The sequence below is a fragment of the Sulfitobacter noctilucicola genome (assembly GCF_000622385.1).
Taxonomy (GTDB): Bacteria; Pseudomonadota; Alphaproteobacteria; order Rhodobacterales; family Rhodobacteraceae; genus Sulfitobacter; species Sulfitobacter noctilucicola.
Genome location: NZ_JASD01000005.1, coordinates 156,658 through 173,390, shown reverse-complemented (window position 1 = coordinate 173,390; position 16,733 = coordinate 156,658). Strand labels below are relative to the sequence as shown.

Here is a 16,733-nt window from a genome sequence, read left to right as displayed (position 1 = left end):
CTCCGCAGTCTCAAGTTCTTAGAATGAATATAGAAACAAATTCGGAGCTTCAACGCAGAATCCCTGAGCGACTTGTCGCAGGTGGGCGGTTTAGCTGGGTGGCACCGCTTGCACACCGCGCAGCAATACGTCCTTATTGCGCCAATGCCCTGCGGTTGCGGGGCCAGACTGAAACCCAAACGAAAGCCCTGTATTATGTCCTTGGAAAATGTCCTTGCCCGAATTGATGCCGATCTGCCCGACGCTACCGAGCGTCTGCTGGACCTGCTGCGCATCCCTTCCATTTCGACCGATCCGGCCTACAAGGCGGACTGTGACCGCGCCGCCGATTGGCTGGTCGCGGACCTACAAGGCATGGGAATTGACGCCAGCAAGCGGCCCACACCGGGGCATCCGATGGTTGTGGGCCACTTGGGTGATACGGGGCCGCACCTCTTGTTTTATGGCCACTACGATGTGCAACCGGTCGATCCGCTTGAGCTGTGGGACAATGATCCTTTCGATCCAAAGATTGAGCAAACCGCCAAAGGCGAAGTCATTCGCGGGCGCGGGTCGTCCGATGACAAGGGCCAGTTGATGACCTTTATCGAAGCTCTGCGCGCATGGAAGGCGGTCAAAGGTGACTGGCCCTGCCGCATCACCTTCTTTCTGGAAGGCGAAGAGGAATCAGGCTCCCCTTCCCTCGTCCCGTTCATGGAAGAAAACGCAGAAGAGCTGAAAACCGATATCGCGCTTATCTGCGACACGGGGCTTTTCGAATCTAAAACACCTGCCATCGTGACCATGCTCCGGGGCTTGTTGGGTGAAGAATTGAAAATCACAGCACCGGACAAGGACCTGCATTCGGGTATGTATGGCGGCATCGCGATGAACCCTGTTCGCGTGCTTTCGAAAATCATTGCATCGCTGCACGACGACACGGGCCGCATCACGGTGCCGAATTTCTACGACGGTGTGCCAGAACTCTCTGACGAGCTGGAAGCCCAGTGGCAGGGCCTTGCCTTCAACCACCAGCAGTTTCTCAGCGATGTTGGCCTGTCAGAGCCTGCAGGCGAGCAGGACCGCACCCCGCTTGAGATGATCTGGTCGCGCCCGACCTGTGAAGTGAACGGCATCTGGGGCGGCTATACCGGCGACGGGTTCAAAACCGTATTGCCCTCCAAAGCCAGCGCCAAGATCAGTTTCCGCCTTGTGGGCACGCAAGACCCGCTGGCGATCCGCGAAAACTTCCGTGCGATGGTTACAGATATGCTGCCCGCTGATTGCGAGGTCAGCTTTTCTGGTCATGGCGCATCTCAAGCCTCCGGCGCCGATTTCTCCGACCCGATGTTCGAGGCCGCACGCAAGGCGCTGTCGGATGAGTGGCAACTGCCTGCGGCCTATGTGGGCTGCGGCGGCTCCATCCCGATTGCAGGACACTTCCAGAAAGTGCTGGGCACAGAACCGATGCTGATAGGCTTTGGCAAAGACGACGATGCGCTGCATTCCCCTAATGAGAAATACGACATGGAGAGCTTTCACAAAGGTATCCGGTCGTGGGCGCGGATACTCGACGCGCTGACCTAGGGCGGCATAAAAAGGGGCGTGCACGAAGGTGCGCGCGCCTTTGCTATTTTAAAATGTGATGCTCGCAGCCGTTCGCAGTGCCTAGGCCCGTCAGGTCCGTTCAAATGAGTCCTAAAGTGGCATAGTCACATCAAGCGCGACGCATAGGACGTCTTGCAATCCGCCCCTCGCGCACGAAGACGTATATTCCGGACCCGATCACAATCGCCGCACCCAGCATAACGCTTAGTGTTGGCCATTCACCAAATACCGTCCAGCCCCAGAACAGCGAAAAGATCAGCAGAATATATTCAAACGGGGCCACAGCGGATGCTCGGCTGAGCCGGTAAGCCTGTGTCATCAGATAGCCGATGATCGCCGACAAAAGCCCCAGCCCGAGGATTGGAAGCCAGTCAGCCGGTGCAGGCCAAAGCCATGCGCGCAAAAAGAACTGGAGCGCCGGATTGGTGGTGTCTCCGGCGAAGCTTCCATCCCCCGCCACCGACCAAACCAGAAAGCTCACCGTGATAAACGCGATCTGTAGCTGCATCGCCAAGGCGGAGGCGCGGCTGGTCGATCCAAGCTTGCGGGTAAGGACCGACATGCCAGCATAGCAGGCCGCAGCGAACACAGGCAGCACCACGACCCATCCCAGTCCGGTATCGCTTTGGATCAGCTGTGGCGCCATCATGACCAGGACCCCGACAAAGCCTACACCGATGGCGGCGAACCTGCGTGCACCGACGATTTCGCCAAGCACAGGGATCGACAGAAGTGTCACAAACAAGGGGGCGACAAAATAAAGGGCTGTTGCAGTCGCCAGAGGCATCGCAGCAATCGCGCCATACAGCGCCGAGTTCGCCAGAACGACCAACAGGGCACGCAAGGCATGCAGGCCCCACCGTCCGGTATTGAGCAGGCGGAACCCGCCCTCGTACATCAACAGAGCCGCCGTGAAGCATATCGCCACGGCCGAGCGCAGCATGATGAGTTGATGCAGTGGATATCCTTCGGACAGGGTTTTCACCAACATGTCATTGATCGAGATTAAGAGCATCCCCACCAACATGCAAAGGATACCCAGACGGGCGGAGTTGACAGGGTGCGTGTTCATGCCTCCTCCTACACCTGCGCAGGGCTGATTGTTAGCTCTGATGCACAGGTTTTAAGCGGAGCAGCGAATAAGCCTACTGCGCGTCACTTAGAAGAAATTTGCGCAGGCAAATTGGAAGTCGGTCACGTCTGGCAAGCGCTACCCTTTGGCAATCTTTGTAGACGGACACTGTCACAGCAACACCGATATGATTCTTCAGCGTTTTGACCGAATACATACTTAGCTGGATTGGATATCAGGCAAGAAAAAAGGGCCCTCAAAGAGGACCCTTTTCAGACAGCGGTGGCGCGGTTGACGGGGCTCGAACCCGCGACCTCCGGCGTGACAGGCCGGCACTCTAACCAACTGAGCTACAACCGCCCGCTGCAAGCTCCGACGTTGCCCTCGAAGCGTTGGGCCGTAATATGGGTGGCTGGCACAGCCGTCAAGCAACAATCCTGACCAAATGTAGAAAAAATTCGATCTGGGGAAATTTCTTTGATCACAGGGGAAATCAGCCCTGCAATTTCGGCCATGATTGCCTGACCAAAGACGTCTGAACCTATGAATTTGTAAAAGGAATTAGAATCCGAACGAACAACAGCGGGACCGGAATCTATTTCGGAAGGCCGACTCGCGGAAGCAACTCGAAACCACGTGAATGCCAGCAGAACAGATCAACCGTCAGCCAGCCTGATAATCCGCGCTCATATGTCGTTTGAGGTGAAATGGTGGGTCGTGAGAGACTCGAACTCCCGACATCTTCGGTGTAAACGAAGCGCTCTACCAACTGAGCTAACGACCCGCCGTGCGCTCTCTTAGCCAAGGACGCAACCGGCTTCAAGCCCCTAATGTCAGTCGTCGTTGTTTACCTTCCGACAAGTGGAAAACGACACCCTGTCCCCCATCGATACTGCGCAACGCCCCAATCGGCTGGTCGGTGAGGATCAAGCGCAACATACGGGAGGTAATGCCATGTGTGACCACCACGCTTGGATGCCTTAATTCCTTGAGGAATTTCTGACAGCGCGCGTGCAGGGCATCAAATCCTTCGCCCTCGGGAGCGAGCTCATACAAAGCGAAACCATCGCGTGCACCGCTTTCCCGCACCATCTCGACACGGTTTTTTCCTGCCCATTGTCCCAAGCCAATTTCACTTAAAGCAGGATCGGTTTTTATCGGTGACACCAACCCCGAGAGGGCTATTTTTGCGGTCGCATATGCCCTGCCTTGTGGACTGCTGATCGCAGCGAATCCCGCCAGCTGCTGTTGCGCCAAAATTCTATGCTGTGATTTGGCCTGGGCCAGACCCTGCGCCGTCAACTCCGAATCAAATCGGCCCTGAAGACGGCCCTGTGCATTCCACTCCGTCTCGCCATGACGCAAAATAAAGAGCGGTGGGAAACGGCTCATGAAAGTTCATCCAGACGAGTTTCGGCCCAGTTCTCCAAAACATAGACGCACCCCTGATCATTCGACAGATGCCCCGCCTTTTCCATCGCGATGCCGCGGACATGCGCGCGCAGTACCTGTCCCAGCAACCCGTGAGCGATCACAACAGACGGCCCCGTGAGGTCCGTCAAAAAATCAATCACCCGCGCTTGAAGCGCTGCGATCCCCTCGCCCTCAGGTGCTGCATCATATATTTCGAGCGCGGATTTTTGGGTCTTGGCTAACTCGGGGTTGGCCAAAAGTATCTCGTCCCGAAACCGACCCTGCCACAGACCGGCGTCAATCTCCATCAAACGGGGATCAGTTTGGTAAGCGGCACCGCGCAATGCGATTTCTGCAGTTTGGATCGTCCTCCCCAAAGGAGAGACAAAAATTTGTGGCGTCTCATTCAACACTGGGGAGATTATTTTCGCCTGTCGCCGCGCATCCGCCAGCCCCTGATCGGTGAGCGGGGAATCAAGTTGCCCCTGCATCCGGTAAAGGCGGTTCCATTCGGTCTGCCCGTGCCGCAGGAACCAGATTTTGGGGTATTGAGGCATGTGACGGAAACCTGATTGGTAGCCATTAGGAAGTAACAGTGGCGACATATGCGTCGATCCGTCTTCGACCTAAACTGCGCCGGGCATCCCTGACAAGAGCGGTTGTCATATCCATCCTAAACAGCCAAACGCTCCCGCAACGCTATCTGGATTGGCAAAATGGACCGTTTTCTTAATCGGTGACGCAAACCAAACCCGGAACGGTGGGTGATAACAGATTTGAACTCCTGACATCCTCGATGTGAACGAAGCGCACTTCCATCGAGCCAATTACCCGCACATGTGCTGCTAATGCCTTGCGACCGGACCCACAATTACTCTGCGGCCGGTCGCATAAGATGCAGGCTTAATAGTCAGATTCGCTGTCGGTGATGTCCGCGCTGGCGGGCTTTTCTGGCGGCGTGGACTGACGTATTTTCGCCGTCACGACGCGACCGTTCTTAAGGGTCTTTTCGCGGCGCACTTTGATCCGGCCCAAAGGTGGCAGGTTGAGATCACGGTTGTCGCCCAATGCCTCTCCCAGAACCGTTAACACCATTTCGACAGCGGGCTTTACGTCTTTTTTCTTGAGGCCCGAACGCGCGACTACGGTGTCGACAAGTTCCTTTTTGCGCAGCATCGGCCCTACGATCACCGGCTGCGGCGCGTCGACGATCGTCGGTTCAGCCGCCTTTGCCGCTGCCGGAGCGTCACCCGTCACAGCACTTACCGGCGCAGGATCAGCCGCTTTCGGCTTTGCCGTTGTCGTTTTTGCCGCGCTGGTTTTTGATGTACTTGTTGTCGTCGTTTTCGACTTCTTTTTCGTACTTGTCGTCACACTCATCTCACACTTCATTGTTTCTTGCCTGGAAACACTCTAGCGGGAAAACCTAAAAATAACCAGCGCTGCCTGCGTTTTGGTTGCAATCGGCCCGCTCATTCGGTGGATATCACGATCAAAGCGTAAAAGAGCAGCGCGCCTTCATTGAAGCGCAAACCAGCAGGAGATCCATGGCGCGCATTTGCGATATATCCAACCGTTCACAGAGAACTTGCGGTATCTCAAACGAAAAAGGCGCCCCGCGATGCGGAACGCCTTGTGGTCTTATTGCAGCACTATTCAGTGCGCTGTTGCTGTATCCCCAGAGGAGGACTTGGCTGCAAGCGTCGCTGCCGCTGCTGCATCTTCCGCTTCCTGATCCCATTCAATAGGCTCAGGTTGTGAAATCAGCGCGTGTTCCAGCACTTCCGATACATGCTTCACAGGAATAATCGTCAGGCCCTGTTTCACGTTCTCGGGGATATCCGGAAGATCCTTTTCGTTCTCTTCAGGGATCAGTACCGTCGTGATGCCACCGCGCAAGGCTGCCAGCAGTTTTTCCTTCAAACCACCGATTGGCATTGCGTTACCGCGCAAGGATACTTCACCTGTCATCGCGATATCCTTGCGGACCGGAATTTGCGTCAGCACCGATACAATGGAAGTTACCATCGCAAGACCAGCAGACGGACCGTCTTTCGGTGTTGCCCCGTCAGGCACGTGCACGTGAATGTCCAGCGTGTCGAACTTCGGTGGCTTCACACCGATCTTCGGACTGATTGACCGCACGTAGGAGCTTGCCGCGTCGATGCTCTCTTTCATCACATCGCCGAGCTTACCTGTGGTCTTCATCCGGCCTTTGCCCGGCAATCGCAGCGCTTCGATATGCAGCAACTCGCCACCCACCGATGTATAGGCCAGACCGGTCACAACCCCGACCTGATGCTCCTGCTCTGCCAATCCGTAGCGGTGCTTGCGTACACCAAGGAACTCATCAAGATTGTCGCCGTTCACAGTCACGCTGTCGGCTTCTTTCTTGACGATCTTGGTCAACGACTTCCGCGCTACCTTTGCGATCTCGCGTTCAAGGTTCCGAACACCAGCTTCACGCGTGTAGTACCGGATCATCCCCTGAATGGCGGAATCCTCGATTGAGAACTCTTTGGCTTTCAGACCGTGGTTCTTGACCTGCTTGCTTACCAAGTGCTGCTTGGCAATTTCCAGCTTTTCGTCTTCGGTGTAACCCGACAGCGGGATGATCTCCATGCGGTCAAGCAACGGCCCAGGCATATTGTAGCTGTTCGACGTGGTCAGGAACATCACGTTCGACAGGTCATATTCGACCTCAAGATAGTGATCCACAAAGGTGGAGTTCTGTTCCGGATCAAGCACTTCAAGCATTGCGGACGCAGGATCACCCCGGAAATCCTGACCCATCTTGTCAATCTCGTCGAGCAGGATCAGCGGGTTCGTGGTTTTCGCCTTTTTCAGCGCCTGAATGATCTTACCGGGCATGGAGCCGATATAAGTCCGGCGGTGACCGCGAATTTCGGATTCGTCACGTACGCCGCCCAGCGAAATACGGATAAACTCCCGTCCTGTCGCCTTGGCCACTGATTTACCAAGCGAGGTTTTACCCACACCCGGAGGGCCGACCAAACACATGATCGGACCTTTCAGCTTGCTTGAGCGCTGCTGCACCGCCAGATATTCGACGATACGTTCTTTAACCTTTTCCAGACCGTAGTGATCATTATCCAGAATCTCCTGCGCCTTGCCGAGGTTCTTTTTAGTCCGTGATTTCACGCCCCACGGGATCGACAGCATCCAGTCCAGATAGTTGCGCACGACTGTTGCTTCGGCGGACATCGGGCTCATGTTCTTGAGCTTTTTCAGTTCCGCATCCGCCTTTTCGCGCGCCTCTTTGCTCAACTTGGTTGCGGCGATTTTCTCTTCGAGTTCGGCGACTTCGTTCTTGCCGTCCTCGCCGTCGCCCAGCTCTTGCTGGATCGCTTTCATCTGTTCGTTCAGATAATACTCGCGCTGTGTCCGCTCCATCTGCGATTTGACGCGGGTTTTGATCTTTTTCTCGACCTGCAGAACTGACATCTCGCCCTGCATCAGACCATACACTTTTTCCAGCCGCTCGGACACGGAAAGCGTCTCCAGCAGATCCTGTTTCTGGTCTACCTCGATACCAAGGTGGCCCGCCACCAGATCAGCCAGACGCGCAGCCTCATTGGTTTCACCAACGGCGCTCAGCGCCTCATCAGGCACGTTCTTTTTGACCTTGGCATAGCGCTCGAATTCGTCCCCGACGGACCGCAAAAGCGCTTCCGTTGTGGCCGCATCGCCCGGCATCTCGGTCAGATACTCAGCGCGTGCTTCAAAGAAGTTATCGTTTTCAAGGTATTCCGTGATCCGCACACGCGCCTGGCCTTCGACAAGCACTTTGACAGTGCCATCGGGCAGCTTCAGCAGCTGCAACACATTGGCCAACACGCCTGCTTTGAAAATACCGTCTGCTTCGGGATCATCCTCACCGGGGTCGATCTGGCTCGACAGCAGAATTTGTTTATCATCCGCCATCACTTCTTCCAAAGCGCGGACTGACTTTTCGCGACCTACAAACAGCGGCACAATCATATGTGGAAATACGACGATATCACGCAGCGGCAGTACCGGGTAGGACGCGTTAAGTGGCTCTAACATGCTCAATTCCTTATCTTAGCAAGACAGTTCCGGTCCCAATCTTAGGCAACCAACGCCATCTCCTGTTCAGAAGCAGATATGTGCACCTGCCTCATAAGTTTCAATCCCTTATGTCCGGGACTTGGACCTATCATCGCTTGGCCGGAGGTCAGAGGCAACCACGCTTTTGGATGCCTTTGATCTATTCCGGCCCGAAAAGGCTCTTATGCCTACCCCTTCAGCGATGGATAATCCGTTAACCCCTCGCGCCCACCGCCATAGTAGGTGCTGGTGTTACCTTCATTCAGCGGCGCTTCCTGCTCGAAGCGCTCAACCAGATCGGGGTTCGCAATAAACGGACGACCGATCGCGATCATTTCAGCATGACCCGAAGCCGCGGCCTTGAGGGCCATATCGCGGTCGTAGCCGTTATTGGCCATGTAGGGCCCCTCAAATAGTGCGCGCAAAGCGTCGATGCTTTGACCTTCCGCCAAATCACGCGAACCGCCGGTCGCACCTTCGACCATATGCAAATAGGCCAGTCCGAACCGGTTCAGCCCTTCGATCACGTAAGTGAACGTCTCTTGCGGGTTCTCGTCGCTGATGCCGTTTGCGGGAGAAAACGGCGATAATCGAATGCCCACATGCGCACCGTCCCACGCTTCGGTCACGGCTTCCATGACTTCGAAAAGCAGCCGTGCGCGGTTTTCAAGACTTCCACCATAGGCATCCTCGCGCTCGTTGCTGGCTGTTTTAAGGAACTGGTCCAGCAAATAGCCATTGGCAGCATGCACTTCGACACCGTCAAAACCCGCCTTCTTTGCCATTCTGGTGGCATGTGCGTAGTCTTCAACAATGCGGGCCATCTCGCCAATTTCCAGCGCGCGCGGGTCCGATGTGGCCTCGAACCCGTTGGCCGTGAAAGTCTTGACGCCAGCATTCAACGCGGAAGGCGCGACAGGAGCCTGCCCGTCGGGCTGAAGGGACGTGTGGCTGATGCGGCCCACGTGCCAAAGCTGGATAACGATCTTGCCGCCTTCGGTATGAACGGCATCCGTGACCTTGCGCCATGCAGCCACCTGCCCTTCGGTGTAGATCCCCGGCGTTTGCAAATATCCTTTGCCCTCGCCACTGATCTGGGTGGCTTCGGTGATGATGATCCCGGCACCGGCGCGCTGGCGGTAATACTCTACGTGCATATCGCTGACTTCGCCGGTGTCATTGTCCGCACGGTTGCGCGTGAGCGGGGCCATAGCGATGCGGTTGGCCGCTTCGATGGCTCCGATGGTGACGGGGGTGAAAAGTGTATCGGTCATTGGAGTGATCTCTTTCGTTGGGTTGATGCTCACCTAAGCGCGCCGCCTGCCGCGACAAGCCCCCTGCCCTTTGGTCACACGCTTCGGCGGCCCCTGCAGGTCAAGGTCCTTCCCTCATTTCGCCCGATTTGACCATTAACCAAAGGAAGACATTCTGAAAATGGGGGCAAAATGCTACGCCTGATCTACCGCCAACGGCGACGCCTGATATTCACGTCCTTTTTCACAACGCTGGCGTTGATGATGATCACCATCCGATGGTTTTGGTTGCCCGGCGCCGTGGAAGGGCCGCACTGGATCGAGTTGATCGCACTGTTCCTCACGGCATTGATCGTATTCGTCTGCACCTTTGCGGTTGCCGCCCTCGTCGTGCTATTGGTACCGGGCTGGCGCACAATGTGCGAGCTGCTGGCGCTGATCTTTTTTGCTAACACCAGCCTCAGCCTTCTGTTTCCATCGATACTCGAATTGCCCTACGTCGGGGCTTTCATTCCCATAGGCGTTTGCTTTGGCATCCTTGCGCTGGTTTACGGCGAAGTGCTTGACCGGTTTCGCATCTGGGTCGATCACCGCACACGGCGCAGCTTTATCTCTCCTAAATCAGCGGGTGATCTGTGGCTTGAGCTTGTCCCCGGCGCTGCCCCGCTTGAAACCCATTGGGACAGTCTTTTGTGCGCGCTTGAGCCTGATCCCGATGACAGTGACAGCTATGAGGCGCGTTATGCGCTGGGGGCGTCGGTCTTTGAACATCAGACCATGACCATTCTGGAGAAAGACGCGCCGCATCACGCCAAATACCACCATGTGGGCGATGTGAATCCGAAAAACCGCAGTCTTGTCGAGGGAACCTTCGAGATATGGATCACGCCGCTTGACAAAGGCGGGTGCAAGGTAACGCTGGAAGCCAACCGCACGCTACTGCTGCTGCGCATTGCGCTGCTGATGTGGTTTGACGACAGCATCGGCGACCAGACCGACCATCTGCGCGCCCGCCATCTGGACCGCCGTGACTGGTCCATTTCAGGTCGCTGGCGGCGCAAGGTCGGGCAGTTCTCGTAAGCCTTATAGCGGCTCAATGTCGCCCTGCGCGCGGCCTGCGTGAAAATCCTGCTCCCATGCCGCAAATGTGCCTGCCGCAATCGCCTGGCGCATGCCGTCCATGATATCCTGAAAATAGCGCAGGTTATGCCAGGTTAATAACATCCCCGAGATCATTTCCTGACTGCGGAACACATGGTGAAGATAAGCCCGTGAATATTTCGTACAGGCCGGACAGGCGCAGTTTTCGTCCAAGGGGCGCGGATCATCCGCATGCCGTGCGTTCTTGATGTTCAACACACCTGCGCGCGTGAACACCTGCCCCGTACGTCCCGAACGTGATGGCAGCACGCAATCCATCATGTCGATGCCGCGTTTCACAGCCCCCACAATATCATCGGGCTTTCCCACGCCCATCAGATACCGCGGCTTGTCCTCGGGCAATTGGTCCGGCGCGTAATCCAGACAACCGAACATGGCTTCCTGCCCCTCGCCCACGGCCAGACCACCCACTGCGTAGCCGTCAAAACCGATCTCACGCAGCGCTTCTGCTGATTGTCCGCGCAAATCCTGCTCTAACCCGCCCTGCTGTATGCCAAAAAGCGCGTGACCGGGACGATCGCCAAACGCTTCTTTGGACCGCTTGGCCCACCGCATTGACAATTCCATGCTGGTGGCAATGCGGTCGCGATCCGCAGGCAGCGCCGGACATTCATCGAAACACATCACGATGTCAGAGCCAAGCAGCGCCTGTATCTCCATCGACCGTTCCGGCGTAATCTCGTGCTTGGACCCGTCGATATGGCTTTTGAAGGTAACACCCCGTTCCGTCAGCTTGCGCAAATCCGCCAGCGACATCACCTGAAACCCGCCTGAATCCGTCAGGATCGGCTTGTCCCAGTTCATGAATTTATGCAGCCCGCCCAAACGCGCAATCCGTTCAGCCGTGGGCCGCAGCATCAGGTGATAGGTATTGCCCAGCAGGATATCTGCCCCTGTCGCCGCAACGCTTTCGGGCATCATCGCCTTGACCGTCGCCGCTGTGCCCACGGGCATAAACGCGGGTGTGCGGATGTCGCCACGTGTGGTGTGGATCACACCAGTGCGTGCCTTGCCGTCCTGACCGAGTTTTTCGAAGCTGATCTGAGCCATAGCGGTTCCTCTGCGCGGGTGTGACGGTGCCTAAACCACTGCGGTAAAACTTGCAATCAGGCCGGTTTATCCCCACATATTGGGGGTATAGGACGAATAAAGGATAGCTTTGGTGGACATCGAACAGCTGATTATCGGAATTCTCGAAAATAACCTCGCTTGGCTGTTGTTGGCCGCTCTCGTGATCATTCTGATCGTCAAGTCGGTCAAGATTGTACCCCAGTCAGAACAGCACGTTGTGGAACGCTTTGGCCGCCTGCGCGCCGTGCTTGGGCCGGGCATCAACATGATCGTGCCATTCATCGACCGGATCGCACATAAAATCTCTATCCTTGAACGCCAGCTCCCCACTGCATCGCAAGACGCGATTACCCGCGACAACGTGCTGACACAGGTGGATACTTCGGTGTTCTACCGCATCACCGAACCGGAAAAGACCGTTTACCGTATCCGTGACGTCGATAGCGCCATCTCAACCACCGTCGCAGGTATTGTGCGCGCCGAGATCGGCAAGATGGATCTGGATGAAGTTCAAGCGAACCGCAATTCGCTGATCGACACGATCAAGGCGACCGTGGAACAGGCGGTAGACGACTGGGGCATCGAAGTGACCCGCGCCGAAATTCTGGACGTGAACCTTGATGCCGCCACCCGCGCCGCAATGATGCAGCAGCTCAACGCGGAACGCGCGCGCCGTGCGCAGGTGACAGAGGCCGAAGGCTCCAAACGTGCGGTCGAACTAGCGGCTGATGCGGAACTCTACGCCTCAGAGCAAACCGCAAAAGCCCGTCGCGTTCTGGCCGAAGCCGAAGCCTATGCAACACAAGTGGTGGCTGTCGCTATCAATGAAAACGGGATCGAAGCGGCACAATACCAGATTGCGCTCAAACAGGTAGAAGCTTTGGGCGCTATGTCGGGTGCCGATGGCAACCAGACAGTGATTGTCCCTGCTGAGGCTGTCGCCGCATTCTCGGATGCGTTCAAACTGCTCAAAGGACGCTCATGATGGCTGATTACCTGACACTTTGGTGGGTCTGGATCAGCATTGCATTGGTCCTTGGCGTGATTGAGCTGCTTGCACCGGGTTTCATCTTTCTTGGTTTTGCACTCGGGGCAGTTTTCATTGCGGGTGTGGTCGCGCTTTTTGCTTGGTCCAACATCCCGGCTCTGCTGGCGCTCTTCGCTGTATTATCACTCCTCTCATGGATCGGACTTAGGGCAGTGTTCCGCTCGCAATCCAGTGGCGCAAGGATTGTTACACGGGATATTAACGATAACTGAGACACTGTTGAGGTTGTCACACCGCCCTGCTAGAGCACGGCTTTCGTCAAGGGATGGGCAGAATGGAAAAACTGAATTTCGGTTGGGAAGAATGGATCGCTCTACCGGATCTCGGTTTGCCGGCGATCAAGGTAAAGGTCGACACTGGCGCACGCACGTCTGCGCTGCACGCCCATGATATTGAGACCTTCGGATCAGCGGCCAAGCCCAAAGTGCGCTTTAACGTGCATCCCATCGCGGGTCGTGAAGATATCGTAATCACCTGCTCGGCACCGCTTGTGGACCGCCGCGAGGTGACCTCGTCCAACGGCGAATCCGAACAGCGATACGTGATCGAAACCAAGCTTGAGGTCGGCGGCCAAAGCTGGCCTATCGAAGTAACGCTGACCAACCGCGCGGGACTGGCCAGCCGGATGCTTCTCGGGCGACAGGCGCTGAACGATCATATCACGATTTCGGCGACCGAACGGCGCCTGCAACCCGACCTGAGCTATGATGTCTACCACAGTGCTGCCGTGCGACAGACTGCTCCCAAGCGCGCACTGCGGATTGCTGTGCTTAGCCGTGAGGACAACTATTCAACACGCCGGTTGGTCGAGGTCGGGGAATCGCGCGGACACACAGTTGAAGTAATCGACACAACCCGCTGTTATATGGCAATTAATGCTATGGCGCCCGAGGTGCATTATGACGGGAAACGTCTGCCACGGTATGACGCTGTAATTCCGCGCATCGGTGCATCTATCACCCCCTACGGGACTGCCGTAATCCGTCAGTTCGAAACCATCGGCACATACTGCGTTAACGGCAGCAGCGGCATCACTGCCAGCCGTGACAAACTGCATGCACACCAAGTGCTTGCCAGCAAACGGATCGGCATGCCAACAACTGCTTTCGCGGCCTCACCCAAGGACACGTCGAACCTTATGGGGCTCGTCGGAACCGCACCGTTGATCGTGAAACTGCTGGAATCGACACAAGGCAAAGGTGTCGTGCTGGCAGAGACAAAAAAGGCCGCCGAATCCGTGATTGACGCGTTCCGTGGCCTGAAGGCGAACTTCCTCGTTCAGGACTTCGTCAAGGAAGCGGCTGGCGAAGACATCCGCTGTCTCGTGATTGCGGGTAAAGTCGTCGCGTCAATGAAACGTACCGGTGCAGATGGTGATTTCCGTTCAAACCTGCACCGCGGCGGGTCGGCTAAGGTGGTGCGCATATCCAAAGAGGAACGCGACACCGCGCTGCGTGCGGCCCGCGCTTTTGGACTGGGCAAGGCCGGCGTCGATCTTCTGCGCTCCGAAAGCGGCCCGAAGGTGCTTGAGGTAAACTCCTCCCCGGGCTTTGAGGGCATCGAAAAGGCGACCGGCAAAGACATCGTCGGCAAACTTTATGACGAGATCGAAGCGCGCGTTAAACCGCAGCCGGTGCGCAAACGCAAAGGTGCGTAGTGTATCCGGTATTTAACTGTTTCTACCGGGTCGGAAAGTAATCGCCAGTGACACAACTTTAACAGTTACCCGGCAAGGCGTTTCAGGTATGAAGCGCCAACACAAAAAAAGACAAGCAGGCATATGTTCAGCGAAAAAAAGCAGGGTGCCCCGCACCCGACCGCCGGTCCCGCACGGGATTGGGTCAGAATCCTCTCGCAATACCGTGAGCCAAGCACGTGGCGCAGCACCTTTGAGCTGGCCGTTACACTCGGCCCGTTTCTGGTTCTATGGGTGTTGGCGTGGATGGCCCTGTCGGTCAGCGGATGGCTGACATTGGCACTTTCCTTGTGCAATGCTGCGTTTCTCCTGCGCCTGTTCGCGATCCAGCATGACTGCGGCCACGGCGCTTTCTTCAAGAACCGCACGCTCAGCGATTGGGTTGGACGCGCCATTGGCGTATTGACGCTGACCCCATACGATGTCTGGCAGCGGTCCCATGCGATGCACCACAGCACGTCAGGCAATCTGGGCAGACGCGGCATGGGCGATGTCCATACGCTGACCCTCGCCGAATACAATGCGTTGTCCGGCTTCAACCGGTTGAAATACCGCCTTTATCGCCATCCGATTGTTCTTTTCGGTCTCGGGCCGGGATACCTGTTTTTTCTGCAAAACCGTTTGCCGCTCGGTCTGATGGCAAAGGCCCGCTATTGGACCTCCGCGATGAGCACGAACGCCGCGATCCTGATCGCGCTGGTGGTGATTATTTACTTCGGGGGCATTCTGCCCGTTCTGCTCATTTTCCTGCCGTCCACCCTGCTGGCGGCGACGGCCGGTGTCTGGCTTTTCTACGTACAACACCAGTTTGAGACGACCCATTGGGAAGATGATGACAGCTGGGATTTGCATGCCGCAGCCCTGCACGGCAGTTCGCATTACATCATGCCCAAACCGTTGCAATGGCTAAGCGCCAACATCGGCATTCACCATGTGCATCATCTGTATAGCCGCATTCCTTTCTACCGCCTGCCTGAGGTCCTGCGCGATCATGAAGCGCTGGCAGACAGCAACCGCATGACGATCCGTGAAAGCCTGCTGAATGCGCGGCTTCATTTGTGGGATGAGGACAGCAAACGCCTTTTATCTTTCCGACAGGCACGTAAGCTCACAACGTCCTGACAGCTGTTATTGCTTCATCTCATCGCCGGACACATCCTTCTGCGAGGCACCACTGGACGCACCGAACCTCAATCCCTATATAAACACTAAGATATGAATGAGGGCCCGATGACCGATCAATCCCAACCGATGGAAGGCACACCGCTTATTGCGCCTTCGACCACAGATCATCCGCTGTACGAGCAGGTCGTGGAGGCATGCCGCACGGTCTATGACCCTGAAATACCAGTTAATATTTATGAGCTGGGCCTGATCTACACCATCGACATCGACGCAGAGAACGCTGTCGACATCAAGATGTCGCTGACGGCACCGGGCTGTCCTGTTGCCGGTGAGATGCCGGGCTGGGTTGCTGACGCGGTTGAGCCGCTCGCAGGTGTCAAGCAGGTCAACGTTGAGTTGGTCTGGGAGCCGCCTTGGGGCATGGATATGATGTCTGACGAAGCGCGGCTTGAACTGGGATTCATGTAAGCGCCCTTGAGAAGACCGGCCTCGCCCCTTAGGTTGAGGCTAACAGGAGACAGAACATGTTCGGCATTCCAGGCAAGCAGGCGGTGACAATTACACCGAAAGCGGCGGCACAGATTACCAAGCTGATGACATCGGCAGGCCATGCGGGCTTGCGGATCGGCATCAAGAAAGGTGGATGTGCAGGCATGGAATATACCATGGAATACGTCGACGAAGCCGATCCGAACGACGAAGTCGTCACTCAGGATGGCGCATGTGTGATGATTGCCCCAATGGCGCAGATGTTTCTCTTCGGTACAGAGATTGATTATGAAACCAGCCTTCTGGAATCCGGTTTCAAGTTCAACAACCCCAATGTGACCGAGGCCTGTGGCTGCGGCGAGTCGATCAAATTCGATGAAAGCCTGTCCGCACGGTGAGCCTTTCGGCCTCCGATATCGAATTTGCGAAAGAGCTTTTTTCTACCATTCCCGACGTTACAACTCGCCGTATGTTCGGCGGTATGGGACTTTATTCGTCTGGCGTGATCTTTGCGCTGATGCGGTCTGATGGGCAAATCCTTATCAAAGCCACTGATGGGCCCTTCGCTGAGCGGCTGGCAGATATGGGGGCCGAACGCTGGACATACACCCGCAAGAGCGGGACGAAATCCTCCATGCCCTATATGACGTTACCTGATGCAACCTTGGATGATCCTGCTATGGCAGGTCAGCTGGCAACCGAAGCTCTTGCCGATCTTGCCTGACAGTC

General features: G+C 56.2%; 16 protein-coding genes and 3 tRNA genes. 9 read left to right on the top strand and 10 right to left on the bottom strand.

Annotation, left to right across the window (positions count from 1 at the left end):
• The first annotated feature begins 195 nt into the window (after window positions 1-195).
• Window positions 196-1,566, top strand: a complete 1,371-nt coding sequence (locus tag Z946_RS0102030) for a M20/M25/M40 family metallo-hydrolase (protein WP_025054079.1) — start codon at window positions 196-198, stop codon at window positions 1,564-1,566.
• A 130-nt stretch (window positions 1,567-1,696) separates the two neighbouring features.
• On the opposite strand, the gene Z946_RS0102025 is transcribed toward Z946_RS0102030, so the two are convergent.
• The 9 genes from Z946_RS0102025 to Z946_RS0101985 all read right to left on the bottom strand — a co-directional run bounded on the left by Z946_RS0102025 (window position 1,697) and on the right by Z946_RS0101985 (window position 9,435).
• Complete coding sequence (locus Z946_RS0102025) at window positions 1,697-2,659, bottom strand: DMT family transporter (protein WP_025054078.1); 963 nt, start codon at window positions 2,657-2,659, stop codon at window positions 1,697-1,699.
• 283 nt (window positions 2,660-2,942) lie between these two features.
• Window positions 2,943-3,019, bottom strand: a tRNA-Asp gene (locus tag Z946_RS0102020).
• A 348-nt stretch (window positions 3,020-3,367) separates the two neighbouring features.
• Window positions 3,368-3,443, bottom strand: a tRNA-Val gene (locus Z946_RS0102015).
• Window positions 3,444-3,478: 35 nt separating this feature from the next.
• Window positions 3,479-4,051 (bottom strand): histidine phosphatase family protein, encoded by a 573-nt coding sequence (locus tag Z946_RS0102010; protein WP_025054077.1) that lies wholly within the window; start codon window positions 4,049-4,051, stop codon window positions 3,479-3,481.
• Window positions 4,048-4,629 (bottom strand): histidine phosphatase family protein, encoded by a 582-nt coding sequence (locus tag Z946_RS0102005; protein ID WP_025054076.1) that lies wholly within the window; start codon window positions 4,627-4,629, stop codon window positions 4,048-4,050. Before Z946_RS0102005 ends, Z946_RS0102010 begins: the two co-directional genes overlap by 4 nt.
• A 204-nt stretch (window positions 4,630-4,833) precedes the next feature.
• Window positions 4,834-4,905: transfer RNA gene (locus tag Z946_RS0102000), tRNA-Val, on the bottom strand.
• 70 nt (window positions 4,906-4,975) lie between these two features.
• Window positions 4,976-5,452: an HU family DNA-binding protein gene (locus Z946_RS21745; RefSeq protein ID WP_025054075.1), complete on the bottom strand. Its 477-nt coding sequence runs from the start codon at window positions 5,450-5,452 to the stop codon at window positions 4,976-4,978.
• Window positions 5,453-5,728: 276 nt separating this feature from the next.
• Entirely contained in the window at window positions 5,729-8,140 is a 2,412-nt protein-coding gene (gene lon, locus Z946_RS0101990) for an endopeptidase La (RefSeq protein WP_025054074.1), read from the bottom strand.
• A gap of 209 nt (window positions 8,141-8,349) precedes the next feature.
• The gene (locus Z946_RS0101985; protein ID WP_025054073.1) at window positions 8,350-9,435 is read right to left on the bottom strand and encodes an alkene reductase; all 1,086 of its coding nucleotides are present in this window, start codon (window positions 9,433-9,435) and stop codon (window positions 8,350-8,352) included.
• 171 nt (window positions 9,436-9,606) lie between these two features.
• Between Z946_RS0101985 and Z946_RS0101980 the strand changes: the two genes are divergently transcribed.
• A complete protein-coding gene (locus Z946_RS0101980; RefSeq protein WP_025054072.1) occupies window positions 9,607-10,494 on the top strand; it encodes a hypothetical protein in 888 nt (295 codons plus the stop codon).
• Window positions 10,495-10,497: 3 nt separating this feature from the next.
• Here Z946_RS0101980 and tgt read toward each other — a convergent pair whose 3' ends face one another.
• Window positions 10,498-11,625: a tRNA guanosine(34) transglycosylase Tgt gene (gene tgt / locus Z946_RS0101975; RefSeq protein WP_025054071.1), complete on the bottom strand. Its 1,128-nt coding sequence runs from the start codon at window positions 11,623-11,625 to the stop codon at window positions 10,498-10,500.
• A 112-nt stretch (window positions 11,626-11,737) separates the two neighbouring features.
• Here tgt and Z946_RS0101970 point away from each other — a divergent pair, with 112 nt between their 5' ends.
• From Z946_RS0101970 to Z946_RS0101940, 7 genes are all read left to right on the top strand, one after another.
• A complete protein-coding gene (locus Z946_RS0101970) occupies window positions 11,738-12,631 on the top strand; it encodes an SPFH domain-containing protein (RefSeq protein WP_025054070.1) in 894 nt (297 codons plus the stop codon).
• The gene (locus tag Z946_RS0101965) at window positions 12,631-12,906 is read left to right on the top strand and encodes an NfeD family protein (protein WP_025054069.1); all 276 of its coding nucleotides are present in this window, start codon (window positions 12,631-12,633) and stop codon (window positions 12,904-12,906) included. The genes Z946_RS0101970 and Z946_RS0101965 overlap by 1 nt, the downstream gene beginning before the upstream one ends.
• A 62-nt stretch (window positions 12,907-12,968) precedes the next feature.
• Window positions 12,969-14,351, top strand: coding sequence for a 30S ribosomal protein S6--L-glutamate ligase (rimK, locus tag Z946_RS0101960; RefSeq protein WP_025054068.1), 1,383 nt, complete (start codon window positions 12,969-12,971; stop codon window positions 14,349-14,351).
• 123 nt (window positions 14,352-14,474) lie between these two features.
• Window positions 14,475-15,512 carry a fatty acid desaturase gene (locus Z946_RS0101955; protein WP_025054067.1) on the top strand — a complete coding sequence of 346 codons (1,038 nt, stop codon included), beginning with the start codon at window positions 14,475-14,477 and terminating at the stop codon, window positions 15,510-15,512.
• A gap of 108 nt (window positions 15,513-15,620) precedes the next feature.
• Entirely contained in the window at window positions 15,621-15,983 is a 363-nt protein-coding gene (locus Z946_RS0101950) for an SUF system Fe-S cluster assembly protein (protein ID WP_025054066.1), read from the top strand.
• A gap of 56 nt (window positions 15,984-16,039) precedes the next feature.
• The gene (locus tag Z946_RS0101945) at window positions 16,040-16,402 is read left to right on the top strand and encodes a HesB/IscA family protein (protein WP_025054065.1); all 363 of its coding nucleotides are present in this window, start codon (window positions 16,040-16,042) and stop codon (window positions 16,400-16,402) included.
• Window positions 16,399-16,728 carry a TfoX/Sxy family protein gene (locus Z946_RS0101940; protein ID WP_025054064.1) on the top strand — a complete coding sequence of 110 codons (330 nt, stop codon included), beginning with the start codon at window positions 16,399-16,401 and terminating at the stop codon, window positions 16,726-16,728. Before Z946_RS0101945 ends, Z946_RS0101940 begins: the two co-directional genes overlap by 4 nt.
• The last annotated feature ends 5 nt before the right edge of the window (window positions 16,729-16,733 follow it).

Bases quoted from the DNA above. Each gene is read 5' to 3' on its own strand.
- Z946_RS0101950 (WP_025054066.1), top strand. From the start codon at position 15,621: ATGACCGATCAATCCCAACCGATGGAAGGCACACCGCTTATTGCGCCT.
- Z946_RS0102005 (WP_025054076.1), bottom strand. From the start codon at position 4,629: ATGCCTCAATACCCCAAAATCTGGTTCCTGCGGCACGGGCAGACCGAA.
- lon (WP_025054074.1), bottom strand. From the start codon at position 8,140: ATGTTAGAGCCACTTAACGCGTCCTACCCGGTACTGCCGCTGCGTGAT.
- Z946_RS0102030 (WP_025054079.1), top strand. From the start codon at position 196: ATGTCCTTGGAAAATGTCCTTGCCCGAATTGATGCCGATCTGCCCGAC.
- Z946_RS0101985 (WP_025054073.1), bottom strand. From the start codon at position 9,435: ATGACCGATACACTTTTCACCCCCGTCACCATCGGAGCCATCGAAGCG.
- Z946_RS0101955 (WP_025054067.1), top strand. From the start codon at position 14,475: ATGTTCAGCGAAAAAAAGCAGGGTGCCCCGCACCCGACCGCCGGTCCC.
- Z946_RS0102010 (WP_025054077.1), bottom strand. From the start codon at position 4,051: ATGAGCCGTTTCCCACCGCTCTTTATTTTGCGTCATGGCGAGACGGAG.
- Z946_RS0101965 (WP_025054069.1), top strand. From the start codon at position 12,631: ATGGCTGATTACCTGACACTTTGGTGGGTCTGGATCAGCATTGCATTG.
- rimK (WP_025054068.1), top strand. From the start codon at position 12,969: ATGGAAAAACTGAATTTCGGTTGGGAAGAATGGATCGCTCTACCGGAT.
- Z946_RS0101945 (WP_025054065.1), top strand. From the start codon at position 16,040: ATGTTCGGCATTCCAGGCAAGCAGGCGGTGACAATTACACCGAAAGCG.
- Z946_RS0102025 (WP_025054078.1), bottom strand. From the start codon at position 2,659: ATGAACACGCACCCTGTCAACTCCGCCCGTCTGGGTATCCTTTGCATG.
- Z946_RS21745 (WP_025054075.1), bottom strand. From the start codon at position 5,452: ATGAGTGTGACGACAAGTACGAAAAAGAAGTCGAAAACGACGACAACA.
- Z946_RS0101980 (WP_025054072.1), top strand. From the start codon at position 9,607: ATGCTACGCCTGATCTACCGCCAACGGCGACGCCTGATATTCACGTCC.
- tgt (WP_025054071.1), bottom strand. From the start codon at position 11,625: ATGGCTCAGATCAGCTTCGAAAAACTCGGTCAGGACGGCAAGGCACGC.